Annotated in this window: 11 protein-coding genes and 1 pseudogene; 6 read left to right on the top strand and 6 right to left on the bottom strand. The window is 71.8% G+C overall.

Going from position 1 to position 13,900, the window contains the following annotated elements; all coding sequences use genetic code 11:
• Positions 1–290: 290 nt before the first annotated feature.
• Both ACFY2Q_RS08095 and glgB read left to right on the top strand, forming a co-directional pair.
• Positions 291–2,339: pseudogene (locus ACFY2Q_RS08095) on the top strand (maltotransferase domain-containing protein); the annotation flags it as partial.
• Between the two features lie 209 nt (positions 2,340–2,548).
• Entirely contained in the window at positions 2,549–4,651 is a 2,103-nt protein-coding gene (gene glgB / locus ACFY2Q_RS08090; protein ID WP_387128434.1) for a 1,4-alpha-glucan branching protein GlgB, read from the top strand.
• Positions 4,652–4,823: 172 nt separating this feature from the next.
• On the opposite strand, the gene ACFY2Q_RS08085 is transcribed toward glgB, so the two are convergent.
• From ACFY2Q_RS08085 to ACFY2Q_RS08075, 3 genes are all read right to left on the bottom strand, one after another.
• Positions 4,824–5,168 carry a hypothetical protein gene (locus ACFY2Q_RS08085; protein ID WP_387128433.1) on the bottom strand — a complete coding sequence of 115 codons (345 nt, stop codon included), beginning with the start codon at positions 5,166–5,168 and terminating at the stop codon, positions 4,824–4,826.
• An 11-nt stretch (positions 5,169–5,179) separates the two neighbouring features.
• Positions 5,180–5,701 (bottom strand): hypothetical protein, encoded by a 522-nt coding sequence (locus tag ACFY2Q_RS08080; RefSeq protein ID WP_387128432.1) that lies wholly within the window; start codon positions 5,699–5,701, stop codon positions 5,180–5,182.
• Between the two features lie 131 nt (positions 5,702–5,832).
• Positions 5,833–6,873 (bottom strand): App1 family protein, encoded by a 1,041-nt coding sequence (locus tag ACFY2Q_RS08075; protein WP_387128431.1) that lies wholly within the window; start codon positions 6,871–6,873, stop codon positions 5,833–5,835.
• A gap of 115 nt (positions 6,874–6,988) precedes the next feature.
• Between ACFY2Q_RS08075 and ACFY2Q_RS08070 the strand changes: the two genes are divergently transcribed.
• The 4 genes from ACFY2Q_RS08070 to ACFY2Q_RS08055 all read left to right on the top strand — a co-directional run bounded on the left by ACFY2Q_RS08070 (position 6,989) and on the right by ACFY2Q_RS08055 (position 11,309).
• Entirely contained in the window at positions 6,989–8,614 is a 1,626-nt protein-coding gene (locus ACFY2Q_RS08070; RefSeq protein ID WP_387128430.1) for an ArnT family glycosyltransferase, read from the top strand.
• A 64-nt stretch (positions 8,615–8,678) separates the two neighbouring features.
• On the top strand, positions 8,679–9,476 hold the full coding sequence (gene yaaA / locus ACFY2Q_RS08065; RefSeq protein WP_387128429.1) for a peroxide stress protein YaaA: 798 nt from the start codon (positions 8,679–8,681) through the stop codon (positions 9,474–9,476).
• Between the two features lie 106 nt (positions 9,477–9,582).
• A complete protein-coding gene (locus tag ACFY2Q_RS08060; RefSeq protein WP_387128428.1) occupies positions 9,583–10,272 on the top strand; it encodes a hypothetical protein in 690 nt (229 codons plus the stop codon).
• Between the two features lie 83 nt (positions 10,273–10,355).
• The gene (locus ACFY2Q_RS08055) at positions 10,356–11,309 is read left to right on the top strand and encodes a TAXI family TRAP transporter solute-binding subunit (RefSeq protein ID WP_387128427.1); all 954 of its coding nucleotides are present in this window, start codon (positions 10,356–10,358) and stop codon (positions 11,307–11,309) included.
• 10 nt (positions 11,310–11,319) lie between these two features.
• On the opposite strand, the gene ACFY2Q_RS08050 is transcribed toward ACFY2Q_RS08055, so the two are convergent.
• The 3 genes from ACFY2Q_RS08050 to ACFY2Q_RS08040 form a co-directional block, all read right to left on the bottom strand.
• A complete protein-coding gene (locus ACFY2Q_RS08050; protein ID WP_387128426.1) occupies positions 11,320–12,753 on the bottom strand; it encodes a sensor histidine kinase in 1,434 nt (477 codons plus the stop codon).
• A 9-nt stretch (positions 12,754–12,762) separates the two neighbouring features.
• On the bottom strand, positions 12,763–13,419 hold the full coding sequence (locus tag ACFY2Q_RS08045; protein ID WP_387128425.1) for a response regulator transcription factor: 657 nt from the start codon (positions 13,417–13,419) through the stop codon (positions 12,763–12,765).
• Positions 13,420–13,505: 86 nt separating this feature from the next.
• Positions 13,506–13,817, bottom strand: a complete 312-nt coding sequence (locus ACFY2Q_RS08040) for a hypothetical protein (protein ID WP_357005949.1) — start codon at positions 13,815–13,817, stop codon at positions 13,506–13,508.
• Positions 13,818–13,900 lie beyond the last annotated feature (83 nt).

Below are 13,900 nucleotides of genomic sequence, written 5' to 3'. Positions count from 1 at the left end.
TCATGGGCCACCACCACCCGCAGGTGTTGGCGCGACGCTGCGATAAGCGGCCGCCACGACGCGGAGCCAGGGCTGACGACGGGCCGACCGCACCGTGCTCTACTCCGTCGGCATCGCACCGGCCACCGCGAAGATCCACACGACCTCGGGGATGTTGCTCCGTCACGGCGCCTTGAGGCAGCAACCTCCCGAAAGTTCGCGGATCGTGACGTGTGACGCCGGTCGGCGACGAGGGACTGACAGGGGTGCTTGGCCGCGCGCGAACGGATCTCGCGCAGTAGGTTGGCGGGGTGACTGGACGGTTCCCGATCGAAGACGTCTCCCCCGTCGTCTCGTGCGGGCGGTACCCGGCCAAGGCGGTGGTCGACGAACCGGTTCCGGTGTCGGCGCGCGCCTACCGGGAGGGGCACGACGCGCTGGGTTGCAACGTGGTGTGGAGCGGCCCGGACGGCACGAGCCGGCCGTTCACCCGGATGCGCCCCGGCGAGCCCGGTCAGGACCGCTGGCACGCCACGATCACGCCGGACGCCGTCGGCAAGTGGACCTTCTCCGTCGAGGCGTTCCAGGACCCGTACCTGACCTGGCAGAACGCGGTGACCAAGAAGATCGCCGCCGGGCAGGGGCCTGCCGATCTGGCAAACGACCTGGCCGAGGGCGCGCGGGTGCTCGCCGCCGCCCGGGACCTCGTTCCCGCAGCCGACCAGGCCCGGGTCGCCGACGCGCTCACCGCCCTCGCGGCCACCGACCTGCCGTTGCCGCAGCGGGTCGGCCCGGCGCTGGCCCTGGCCGACCTGCTCTGGGAGCACCCGGTGCGGGAGTTGGTCACCGCCGGTGCGACGTACACCATCTGGGTTGACCGCAAGCGGGCGCTCTACTCGGCCTGGTACGAGTTCTTTCCGCGCTCCGAAGGAGCCGCGGGCGGCCGGTCGGGCACCTTCGCCACCGCGACCGAGCGGTTGCCGGGCGTTGCCTCGATGGGCTTCGACGTGCTCTACCTGCCGCCGATCCACCCGATCGGACGGGTCAACCGCAAGGGCCGCAACAACGCGCTCACCGCCGGGCCCGACGACGTGGGCTCGCCGTGGGCGATCGGCGCCGCCGAGGGCGGCCACGACACGATCCACCCCGACCTGGGTACGCCCGCGGACTTCCGAGCCTTCATCCAGGCGGCGGCGGCGCAGGGCCTGGAGGTGGCGATGGACCTGGCGTTGCAATGCGCGCCGGACCACCCGTGGGTCACCGAGCACCCGGAGTGGTTCACCACCCGCGCCGACGGCAGCATCGCGTACGCGGAGAACCCGCCGAAGAAGTACCAGGACATCTACCCGGTCAACTTCGACAACGATCCGGAGGGCATCCGGGCCGAGGTGCTGCGGGTGGTGCTGCACTGGGTGGGCGAGGGCATCCGGATCTTCCGGGTGGACAACCCGCACACCAAGCCGTTCGACTTCTGGCACTGGCTGATCGCCGAAGTCAAGGCTGTCGACCCGGACGTGCTGTTCCTGGCCGAGGCGTTCACCCGGCCCGCGATCATGCACGGGCTGGGCAAGATCGGCTTCACGCAGTCGTACACCTATTTCACCTGGCGCACGACGGCGGCCGAGATGCGGGAGTACTGCGAGGAGCTTGTCGCGTCGGCCGACTACATGCGGCCGAACTTCTGGCCGAACACACCCGACATCCTGCACGAGTCGTTGCAGCACGGCGGGCCGCCGATGTTCAAGATCCGGGCGGTGCTGGCCGCGCTGCTCTCCCCCTCCTGGGGGCTGTACGCGGGCTACGAGCTGTTCGAGCACGTGGCCCGGCCCGGCGCGGAGGAATACCTGGACAACGAGAAGTACGAGCTGCGGCCCCGCGACTGGGCCGCCGCCGAGTCGCAGGGCCGCTCGCTGGCGCCGTTCCTGACCACCCTCAATCGGGTACGCCGGGACAACCCGGCCCTGCACCAGCTGCGCAACCTGCGGTTCCACGAGATCGACAACCCGGCGTTGCTCTGCTGGTCCAAGCACGACCCGGCGACCGGCAACACGGTGATCGTGGTCTGCTCGTTCGACTCGCGCGAGGTGCAGTGGGGCAACACGACACTCGACATGCCGGCGCTCGGGTTCGACTGGCACGAGCGGTTCACCGTGCACGACGAGCTGACCGGCACCAGCTACGACTGGGGTCAACGCAACGCGGTGCGCCTCGACCCGTACCTGCAACCGGCACACGTGTTGACAGTGCGCCGCCCGACGCCGCCCGCCGCACCGGCGCCCGCCGCTACCGTCGCGGCGGAGCTGACCGTCGCGGACATCCCCGACGACATCTCCGGCGGAACCGCACCGACCGCGCCGGCACCGACCGCGCCCGTGCCGACTACGCCCTCGCCGACCGTGCCCGTGCCGCCAAAGCCCGTGCCGACCCCGCCTCGTCGGTCCGCTCCCGTTCCGACCCCGCCCCGCCGGTCCGGCTCGCGCACGCCCGCGTCCCGCAGCCTGAACGGAGCACCGGGCGACGCCCCCCGCACCGACACCGCACCGACCGACGCCGCCCCGAAGGACGCCCGATGGACCAGCTGATCACCGGCGCGACGCACGACCCGCACGCGCTGCTCGGCGCGCACCCGGCCGACTCCTCGACGACGATCCGCACGATGCGCCGAGGCGCCGGTGACGTGGTGCTGCTCGTCGGTGACGAGCGCTACCCGATGAAGCGGGTCCACGACGCGGGCGTCTTCGAGGCGCAGGTCGAGGGCAGCGTGCTCGACTACCGGGTGGAGGTCGACGGGGCCGTCCACGACGACCCGTACCGCTATCCGCCGACCCTCGGCGAGTTGGACCTGCACCTCATCGGCGAGGGCCGACACGAGCGGCTGTGGGACGCGCTCGGCGCGCGGGTCTTCGACGAGGGGGTGGCGTTCAGCGTGTGGGCGCCCAACGCCCGTGGGGTGCGGGTCATCGGTGACTTCACCGGCTGGTCGCCCGACGACGGCTGGCCAATGCGGTCGCTCGGGTCCAGCGGCGTGTGGGAACTGTTCGTGCCCAACGCCCGCGTCGGCGCCCGCTACAAGTACCGGGTGCTCGGCGCCGACGGGCAGTGGCGCGACAAGGCCGACCCCTTGGCGGCGTACGCCGAGGTGCCGCCGGCCACCGCGTCGGTGGTGTACCACTCGACGTACCTGTGGAACGACGCGGACTGGCTGGCCCGGCGGGCCGAGCGGCAGCCGCACCAGGAGCCGATGAGCGTCTACGAGGTGCACCTCGGCTCGTGGCGGCCCGGCCTGGGCTACCGCGAGTTGGCCGAGCAGCTCACCGCGTACGTCACCGAGCTGGGCTTCACGCACGTGGAGTTCCTGCCCGTGATGGAGCACCCGTTCGGCGGTTCGTGGGGCTACCAGGTGACCGGCTACTACGCGCCGACCTCCCGCTTCGGCGACCCGGACGAGTTCCGGCACCTCGTCGACGCGCTGCACGCCGCAGGCATCGGGGTGATCCTGGACTGGGTTCCCGCGCACTTCCCCAAGGACGAATGGGCCCTGGCCCGCTTCGACGGCACCCCGCTCTACGAGCACCCCGACCCACGGCGGGGCGAGCATCCCGACTGGGGCACGTACGTCTTCGACTTCGGTCGCAACGAGGTGCGCAACTTCCTTGTCGCCAACGCACTCTACTGGTGCGACCAGTTCCACATCGACGGGCTACGCGTCGACGCGGTCGCCTCGATGCTCTACCTGGACTACTCCCGCGAGCACGGCCAGTGGGCCCCCAACCAGTACGGCGGTCGGGAGAACCTGGAGGCCATCGCGCTCATGCAGGAGGTGAACGCGACGGTCTACAAGCACCACGCCGGTGTCGTCATGATCGCCGAGGAGTCCACCGCCTGGCCGGGCGTCACCAGCTCCACGGCAGAGGGCGGGCTGGGCTTCGGGTTCAAGTGGAACATGGGCTGGATGCACGACACCCTGCTCTACACGTCGAAGGACCCGATCTACCGCCAGCACCACCACCACCAGCTCACGTTCTCCCTGGCGTACGCCTGGAGCGAGAACTACGTGCTGCCGATCAGCCACGACGAGGTCGTACACGGCAAGGGCTCACTGGCCGGCAAGATGCCCGGCGACACCTGGCAGCGGCTGGCAAACGTACGGGTGCTGCTCGCGTACATGTGGGCGCACCCCGGCAAGCAACTGCTCTTCATGGGCTCCGAACTGGCCGACGACAGGGAGTGGAGCGAGGAACGCGGCCTCGATTGGTACCTGCTCCACGACCCGGCCCGCGCGGGCGTGCAACGGCTCGTCGGCGACCTCAACCGGGTCTACCGGGACACCCCGGCGCTCTGGGCACAGGACACCGCACCGGCCGGGTTCCGCTGGATCGCCGGTGACGACGTCGCCAACAACACCGTGTCGTTCATCCGGATCGCCCCGGACGGCTCGACGCTTGTCTGCGTGGCGAACTTCTCCGCCCAGCCGTTGCACGACTACCGGATCGGGTTGCCGGCCGGCGGGACGTGGACCGAGGTACTCAACACCGACGCGCAGCACTACGGCGGGTCGGGCGTGGGCAACCTGGGCGCGGTGCGGGCCGAGGACGTGCCGTGGCACGGGATGGTCGCCTCGGCGGCCCTTCAGGTCCCGCCGCTCGGTGCCGTCTGGCTCCGGCAAGGCTGACCATGCCGCCGCCGACACCGGCCGAACACCGGCTGTTCGATCACGCACTCTCCATCGTGGAGAGAGACGTGAAGGCGGAGGTCGGCGACGCCGGACGACTACGCCTGGTCACCAGCGGAGGTGAAGTTCGTAGCTCTGAATGATGGCCGGTTTCACGGTGGCCCGGTCCAGGTCACTCCCGGCGGGCGTTGGGACTCCACGGCAGGGTCACCAGATCCACCAGAAGCATGCGACTGAACCGGACCTGCCGCTGCAAGGCCCCTCTGCCGAGAGGGTCGACCGAGAAGTGAGCTGCCTGAATCGCACCGGTCACGAGCAACAGGAACAAGGAACCACCGAAGGCCGCAACAAGCGGAACGACCACGACCACTGAAGCCAGATGGCCGATGATGTGATTGGCGCGCAGGACCTGGGTCAACGCGGCAAGGGCACCGGCCAGGAACGCCAGCCGCCAGGACAACACGTGCAGACGGTAGGACGTGCGACGCCTGGTCGCGGCCACCTGCTCATTGGGCATCTGCCGGCTCCTCAGAGGACGCGGACCAACGATGGTATGAGCAACGCGAAAACCGACCAGCCACCCACCAGAAACACGAGGTGCCGCCTCCAGGCAACTGCTCTTTGTGGATCGTCCTCGCCGGCTGTCCGGACAACGGCCTGCCCATAGCTTTCGATCTTTCTGACCGCCCGATGGGCGCCCGGATACCCCAGCAGCCGGCCGACGACGGAGGGCTGGAACGCGGAGCAGTGGACATCCTCCGCGTCTCGGACCCGCACCACCAGACCACGCTCCGCGGCCACCTTCTCGACCCGATTCCACGGTATCGCGGCCGACAGGCCCGGGTTGACCACCAGAAGGGCGGTCGGAGTCACCTTCACGTAGGAGAACATGGCGTCGAGCGTGACGAGGTGACAGAGGCCGACGAAGAACGCGGCGACCACCATCAGCTGACCCCAACCGTTTGCCGGGTTCCTGCTGAACATCACCATCATGAAGCCGAACACGGCCCACAGCAGCAAACCGCCGAACCAAAGGCCCCAGTTCCTCATCGGCATCAAAGTACGGGGCCGAACAACTTCCCGGAAGTTGCTGCCTCCGACGCGTGGGAGACACCAACAGCCCTGATGTTGCGCGGATCTTGGCGACGGGCAACCCCCTCGGCCGAGGCCAGCCGGCGGTTTCAGACCAGGCCGGCGTCGCGCAGCAACTGCCACAGGCCTGCGCCGTCCGGGGCGGACAGCCACTTCTGCCCCACCGGCCCCGCCGACGACGAGCCGGCCGGGGCGGGCAGGCTTCCGGCAAGCACCGACTGGGTCGGGGAGAGCCGGCGGATCGCCACGCCGGCGACGTTCTCCGGGTGGGCGGCGGCGAACTCGCGGTAGATCTCCTGGTCGTGCTGGCCGTCGTCGCCGACCAGCAGCCACTTCACGTCGGGGAACTCCTTGGCCAACCGGGCCAGGGTGCTGCGCTTGTGTTCCATGCCGCTGCGGAACCAGCGGTCGGCCGTCGGGCCCCAGTCGGTGAGCAGCAGCGGCCCGGCCGGGTAGAGGTGCCGGGAGAGGAAACGGGTAAGCGTCGGCGCGACGTTCCACGCGCCTGTGGACAAGTAGAACACCGGGGCGCCGGGGTGGGCGGTGACCAGGCGCTCGTAGAGCACCGCCATGCCCGGCACGGCGTTGCGGGCGTGCTCGTCGAGGACGAACGTGTTCCACGCGGCGAGCAGCGGCCGGGGCAGCGCGGTCACCATCACCGTGTCGTCGATGTCGGAGAGAATGCCGAACGTGACGTCCGGGTCGAGGATCCGCACCGGCGCGTCGACCGGCTCGGCGTCGGCGACGCTGAGCCGGACCGAACCCCAGCCGGGCGGCAGGTCGGCCTCGACGAGCGTGTCGACGAAGCCGCTGCGGTCGGCCTGGGCCTCGTGCCGCACCCCGCCGGCCTCGATGTGCACCGTGACGTGCTTGGCGGGCAGGGTGGTGAAGCTGCGCCAGCCGCGGACCTTGTCCAGGCGGCCCCGCTGGCGGGTGTCGGGGCGGCCCAGCAACACCCGGCACATCACCCGCACCCAGCCCGGACGGCCATAGCCGGCGTACGCGACGATGTTCATCCGCCAGCCGGTGCGCCGCAACCGGCGCTCCACGAGCTGGTGCACGGCGTCCTCGAACCGCGCGGCCCGGTGCAGGCTTGGCACGGCCAGTTGACCGGCGGGAGTGGGGGGCACCCGCCAACCCTGCCACACCCCGGCACTCGCGGCCACGCGAGCCGACCCGGCTACGCCGATCCACCTCGGCGGCCCCGCCGAACGTGAAACACTCCGTCGGAGCGACGACGGGGGCGTGGTCGTGACACATCCAGAGCAGCACCGTGGGCGGTGGCGTCCGCGACTCGACAGGCCGGCGCTCGTGGCGCTGCTGTTCGGGCTGATCGGCGTGGGATACCGGCTGGTCCTCACGCTGTACACCGTGCCGTCGTCGAACAGCGACGAGGCGACCTTCGGGTTGGCCGCGCTGCACATCGGGCAGGGTCGGGAACGGCCCGTCTTCCTCTACGGCCAGCACTACATGGGCATGCTGGAGTCGTATCTCGCCGCGCCGCTGATCGCGGTGACCGGACCGAGCTGGCCGGTGCTGCGGCTGCCGATGCTCGCGCTGTACGCGGTCTTCCTCTATCTGATCTACCGGCTCACCCGGCGGATCTACACGCCCTGGTTGGCCGTCCTCGTCGTCGGTCTGCTGGCACTCGGGCCGGAGCGGGTGGTGCGCGACCAACTCACAGTCGTCGGCGGGCGGCCTGAGGTGAAGCCGGCGGTGCTGCTGATGCTGCTGATCACCGTGGGGCTGGCCGCCGGGACGATTCGCCACCGCCGGCTCGCCGTCGCGCTGTTCGGCCTGCTCGTCGGGCTTGCCGTCTGGTCGGACTGGCTGATCGTGCCGTACCTGGCGGTGGCCGGGTTGGCGCTGGTCTGGGCGGTGCGACGGGAGTTGTTCGGCTGGTCCGGGCTACTGCTGGTGGCGGGTGTCGTCGGCGGCGTGGCGCCGATGATCTGGGACAACCTGCGCGCCGGGCCGGGCGAGGACTCGCTGTCGGTGTTCCAGGAGGTCAGCACCAAGGCCGGGCCGATGCCAGCATGGTCGGAGCGGATCCGGGGCGGCCTGCTGGAGGGGGTGCCGCTGGCGCACGGGCTCTGCCCGGTGGACGGTTGCGGCCGCTGGCAGCAATGGTTCGGGCTGCTCTACCCGGTGCTGCTGCTGGCCGCCGCGGTGCTCGCTTTGCTCGCGTACCGCAGGGCCGCCGGCCTGCCGCGCGGCGCGCGGGTCGGGCCGGTGGTGCACCTCGCGCTTGTCGCCGGCGCGGCGTTGACACTGCTGTCGTACGTGCGCAGCCCGCTCGCCGCCACCAGCCCGCTGGACAACGCCCGCTACCTGTCGGTGCTGCAACTGTCGCTGCCGGCGGTGCTGTGGCCGCTCTGGGTGGCGGCGGTCGCCTGCTGGCGGGGCACTGTGGGCGCGCTCGGCCGGCTCACCGGCGCGCTTGCCACCGCCGTGCTTGCCGCGCTGACCGCGACCACGCTCGTGGTCACCGTGCTCTTCGCGACAAGCGGCGTGGCGGCGCCACGGACCGAGGAGCGCCAGGCGCGGGAGTTGGCCGCCGCGCTGCGCGCCGACGGCCCCCGCGAGGTGTACGGGGACTACTGGACCTGCAACCGGCTGGTGTTCAACACCGACGAGACGGTGGTGTGCGGGGTGCTCGACGGCGACCTGTCCCCCGGGCAGAACCGCTACCGGCCGTACTGGCGGCAGGTCGGGCGGGCCGAGCGGCCGGGCTACGTGGTGGCTGTCGACTCGCCGATGGAGCGGCGGTTGCGCGGGCTGCTCGCCGACCGGGCGGACACCGCGCTGGTGCGGGAGGTCGGCGGCTATCGCGTGTACCACCCCGACACCCCGGTGCGGCCCTGGCGGTAACGGCGGGTCGTACGCTGGCCGGGCCGGCGCGTGGGGCGCCGTACCGCCCGTCGAGGAGACCCCGATGCTCATCCTGCTGCCGCCCTCGGAGGGGAAGGCCGACGCCGGCACCGGACGACGGTGGACTCCCGACAAAATGTCGCTGCCGGAGCTGAACCGGGCCCGCGAACGGGTCCTCGACGCGCTCGTGACACTCAGCGCCGGCCCCGACGAGGAGGCGGCGCGGGCCGCGCTGGGGCTCAGCGAGGGCCAGCGCGGCGAGCTGCGCCGCAACGCCCGGCTGCGGGTGGCGGCCACCGCGCCCGCCGCGCAGATCTACACAGGGGTGCTCTACGAGGCGCTGGACCTGGCGTCGCTGCCGTCGGAGGCGAAGCGGGCGGCACGCCGCACGATCCTCATCAGCTCCGGGCTGTGGGGCGCGGTACGCCTCGCCGACCGGATCCCGCCGTACCGCTGCCCGATCGGCACACGCCTGCCGGACGTCGGGGCGCTGTCGGCGTACTGGCGTAGGGAGCTGGCGCCGGTCCTGGCCGGCGCGGCCGGCAGGGGCCCGGTACTGGACCTGCGCTCCGGGGCGTACGCGGCGACCTGGACGCCGCGCGGGGAGCTGGCCGAGCGGACGGTGACCGTGCGGGTGCTACACGAGCGCGACGTCGACGGTGTGCCGACGCGTTCCGTGGTGAGCCACTTCAACAAGGCCACCAAGGGGCGGCTGGTCCGTGACCTTCTGCTCGCCGGGGCGCGCCCGCGAACCGCCACAGAACTCGTCGGCGCGCTGCGCGAACTGAAGTTCACGGTCGAGGAGGAAACCCCCGTCGCCGGTCGTATCCGGCAGGTGGATCTGGTGGTCAGCGACCTGTAGGGGCGCTCTGCCGCAAGATTTCCTCAAGGCTGGGCGAGAGCGGTTCCGCAACGGCCCCGCACAGGTCACGGTAGGGAAGCCCAGATTCCGACGAGGGAGCCCTCTGTTGGCCCGCAATCCCGCCCTGCTCGACCGGCCCCGCCCTCCAGCGACCCCACCCCCGCTGGACTGGCTGACCCTGGGCGACGCGTTCGAGGCTGCCTGCCTGCTGCGCTGCACGGCGGCGCCGATCCCCGCGCGGCCGAGCACCGCACTGGAGTGGCACTCACCTGGGGTGGAGTTCAATCGGGAGGACGCCGCGCAGCGGATGCGGCAACTGCTCGCCCGACTCGACATCCCGGTCACCCAGGAGGTGGCGGTCGGCGGTCTGCGCCGCCGCTACGAACTGCACCGACTCTGGGTGCCCCCGGAGCACCGGGGGACGTACACCCGGATGGTGAACTCCGGCTGGTGGCAGGGTCGTCGGGAACTGCTCGGCGGTCCCCTGCCGGGCGCCTCGCCGGCCCGCCGGCGTTGGGTGTCCCGGCTCGCGGCGGCAGCGTGGCGGTCGGCGCTGCTGGCCGGCGGGCGGCACGTCCGGCGGCACATCCTCGGTGTCCGGATCACCGACCGGGAGATGGCCGCCGTGCTGATCCGCAGCGCGACAGTGTTGGACGTGCCTGCCGTCCTCCGCCCGGGCACCGGTTGTTTCCTGGTGAGCGTGGCCGACGGCCCGGATCGGGACCGCATTCTGCGGAGCGCGTCGATGGAGCCGGCACGCGGCACGGTACTGGAACCGGCCCAGCACGCCGGCTGAGGCAGGTTCGCGCCGCCCGGCACGGCGGCCCGCTGGCGAGACGAGCTTGCGCACCGCCACTCCGACAGCGCACAGTGCACCGCGTGAGTCGTACCTTGTCGGGCCGGTTCGGTCAGCACCGTGCCAGCGCGGCCGCGCTGGTGCTGGTCGCGGCCCTCCTCGCCGCCGGCTGCCGGGACGCCCGGGCCGAGCCGGTGGCGATCCGGATCGCCACCGGCAGTCCCACGGCCGTCTACTACGCGTTCGGGCAGTCCCTGGCGACAATCCTCAACCGGGAACTGCCCGGGGTACGCGCCAGCGTGGTGGTCACCGCCGCCTCTGCGGAGAACGTGCGCCTGGTCGGCTCCGGTGCGGCCGAGCTGGGCTTCACCCAGGCCGACGTGCTGCCGGCCAGCGCGACGGCTGTCCAGTCGGTGGAGGCGGTCGCCCGGGTGTACGACGACCAACTGCACCTGGTCGCGATGGACGGCGGGCCCATCCGCACGGTCGAGGATCTGCGCGGCCGGCGGGTGTCGGTGGGCGCGCCCGGTTCCGGCACCGAGATCACCGCCACCCGGCTGCTGGAGGTGGCCCATCTCGCCGGGGACGGGGTACGCCGGGCACGGCTCGGGTTGGACGACTCGGTTGTCGCGCTGCTCGCCGGGCGCATCGACGCGTTCTTCTTCTCCGGCGGCCTGCCGGTGCGGGCCATCGAGGAGCTGGCCGGGCAGAGCGCCACCCGAATCGTGGACCTCGGTGACTGGATCGAGCCGCTGCGCGACCGCTACGGCCAGGTCTATGTCTCCCGGGACATACCCCGCTCGGTGTACGGCGTGAGCTCCGTGATCACGGTGGCCAACCCGAACTACCTGATCGTGCGACCCGACCTGCCGGAGTCGCTGGTGCGGGACGTGACCCGGCTGCTCATGGAACGGCGGGCCGAGCTGGCCGCGGCGCATCCGGCGGCCGGACGGATGAGTCCCCGCTCGGCGATCGCCATCGCACCGTTGTCGCTGCACCCCGGGGCCGCCGCCTGGTATCGGGCGGCGAAACCCTGACGCCCGGCAGCTACCGCGCCAGGGTGGGCCGTAGGTCGACGACCGCGTCCCCGTCCGCCGGTTCCGCCACCGCGTCCGGTGGGGGCGCCGGGAACCACAGGCCCGCGACCAGCCCGCGCGGCTTTCCGGCGCGCATGGTGAGCCGTCCGTCGGACGCGTCCACAAGCACCGCGACGATGGTCAGGCCGAGCCCGGCGCCGTCGACGTTCTGCGCGTCCGGCGCCCGCCAGAACCGCTCGGTGGCCTGATCGAGCTGCCTCTCGGTCATCCCCGGGCCGGTGTCGCGCACCTCCAGGGCCACCCCGTCGTCGTGGCGTGCCACCGTCACCGTCACCGACGCGCCGGCCCCACTGAACTTCACCGCGTTGTCGATCAGGGCGTCCAGCGCCTGGTCGACGGCGGTCGGCACGGTCCGGGCGTACACCGGGGCGTCGCTCGTTTCGAGCCGCAGCTCGACCGACCGGTGCCGGGCCAGCGGCGCCCACGCCGCCACCCGGGACGCGGCCACCGCGGCGGCGTCCACGGTGACCCGCTCGTTCTCCTCACGCTCGGCCCGGGCCAGGGTGAGCAGGGCGTCGAGCACCAGCGCCAACCTGTCGGTCTCCTCCAACGCCAGCCGGTGCTCGGCGCGCCCGTCCGGGTCGGTGAGGCTCGGCCCCAGCTCCTCCACCCGCAGCCGCAGCGCGGTGAGCGGGTTACGCAACTGGTGGCTGGCGTGCGCGACGAACGCCCGCTGCCGGTCCATCACGTCGGACACCACGTCGGCCATGTGGTTGAAGCTCGCCGCGAGCCGACGCAGCTCCGGCGGGCCGAGCCGATGCTGCACCCGGGCACCCCGGTCACCCTCGGCGATCTCGTGGGTGACCGCGTCCAGCTCGGTGACCGGGCGCAGCACCCAACCGGCCAGCCCGAACGCCGTGAGCACGCACGCCAGCACGAAGAGCAGGCCGGCAAGGGCGAGCAGCAGCCACCACGCGACGACGGCCCGACGGATCTCGTCGGCAGGCGTCACGATCACCACCGCGCCGAGCACCTCACCGACGTCGTTGATCGGCACCGCCACCACCACCGGGCCGGCCGACCAGGGCCACACCGATTCGGGGTGGCTCACCTGCTGGCCGGACAGCGCGGTGTCCAGGACCGTTGAGGTGTCGGCGGCCGGCCAGAGCGCCGAGCCGACCACGATGTCCCGGTCCCTGTCGACGACGGCCGCGCCGATCCCGTACAGCTCGCCGTAGCTGCGCAGCTCCGCCTCGATCGGGCCCGGTGCGCCGCCGCGCAGCGCCGGGCCGGCAAGCGAGGCGAACCGGGTGGCGTCGGCGAGCCGGTCGGCGCGTACCCGCTCGGTCTCGCGGCTGGCCAGGGTGATCGCGAGCGGGCTCTCCAGCCCGACGAGTACGAGCACCATCAACAGCAGATAGCTGATCACCAGTCGACGGCGCACGACAGCCCCTCACGCATCGCGCAGCCGGTAACCGACCCCGCGTACGGTCTCCACCAGGCGCGGGTCGCCCAGCTTGCCGCGCAACGACCCGACGTGCACCTCGACTGTGTGGCGGTCGGCCCAGGTGGTGCCCCAGGCGTCGAGCAGGATCCGGTCGCGGGGCACCACCACGCCGGGCTGACGGGCCAGCGACAGCAGCACGTCGAACTCCTTGCGGGTCAACGTGACAGTGCGGCCGTCGACAGTCACCATGCGGGCGGCCACGTCGATGCGCATCGCTCCCGCCTCGATCAGGTGCCGCTGGGGCGCGGCGTTCGCGGCCCGGCGCAGCACCGCCTCGATGCGCGCCTGCAACTCCACCATCGAGAACGGCTTGACCACGTAGTCGTCGGCGCCCAGGCGCAGGCCGAGCACCCGGTCGCGTTCCTCACCACGTGCGGTCACCGCGATGATGCCGATCTGGCTGCTGCGCCGACGCAGCTCACGGCACAGGTCGGTGCCGTCACCGTCGGGCAGGGTCAGGTCGAGCAGCACCAGGTCGCACGGGGCGGCGGACAACGCGGCGGCGACGGTGGCCGCGTGCTCGACCTCGTACCCACGGCGTGTGAGAGCGGACGAGAGCGCGGCGGCCACCCGGCGGTCGTCCTCCACCAGCAGGATTCGCACCCGTGCCCCCGTCCATCGCAGCGTCGTTCTGCGAATGGTGGCAGAAGGGTGCCGCGAACGGGAGCGCCGCCTCCCGTCGTCTCGATCTACAGACCGAAGACGTCGTCGGCGACGGCGTCCCGGACGCCGTCGGCGAAGCCCCGGAAACCGGGGTCGTCGTGGCGGGCCGGCACGCTTGTGACGTCGACTCCGCTGGCCTGGGTGACCGCGTCGACAAGAGGCGGATAGTCGATCTCCGCGTCGTTGAAGGCGTCGTCGTCCGCCTCGGCGAGATTGATCACATGCTGCACGTCGTCGGACGGGGTGTCCGGGTCCTCGGCCCACTCGCCGCCGGCCCGGTAGCACTCGTCGTACAGTGCGCGCTGGCTGTCGGTCCAGTCGTCGTCGTAGCTCGCCATCGTCCATCCCTCCACGGCCGCTCCACCTGAGCATGCCGGGCCGCGACCGGCGTCGGCGGCGGTACGGCCGAAACGCGTGCCTG

Source organism: Micromonospora sp. NPDC000316 (assembly GCF_042898885.1).
Taxonomy (GTDB): Bacteria; Actinomycetota; Actinomycetes; order Mycobacteriales; family Micromonosporaceae; genus Micromonospora.
This window is presented reverse-complemented; position numbering and strand designations above follow the sequence as displayed.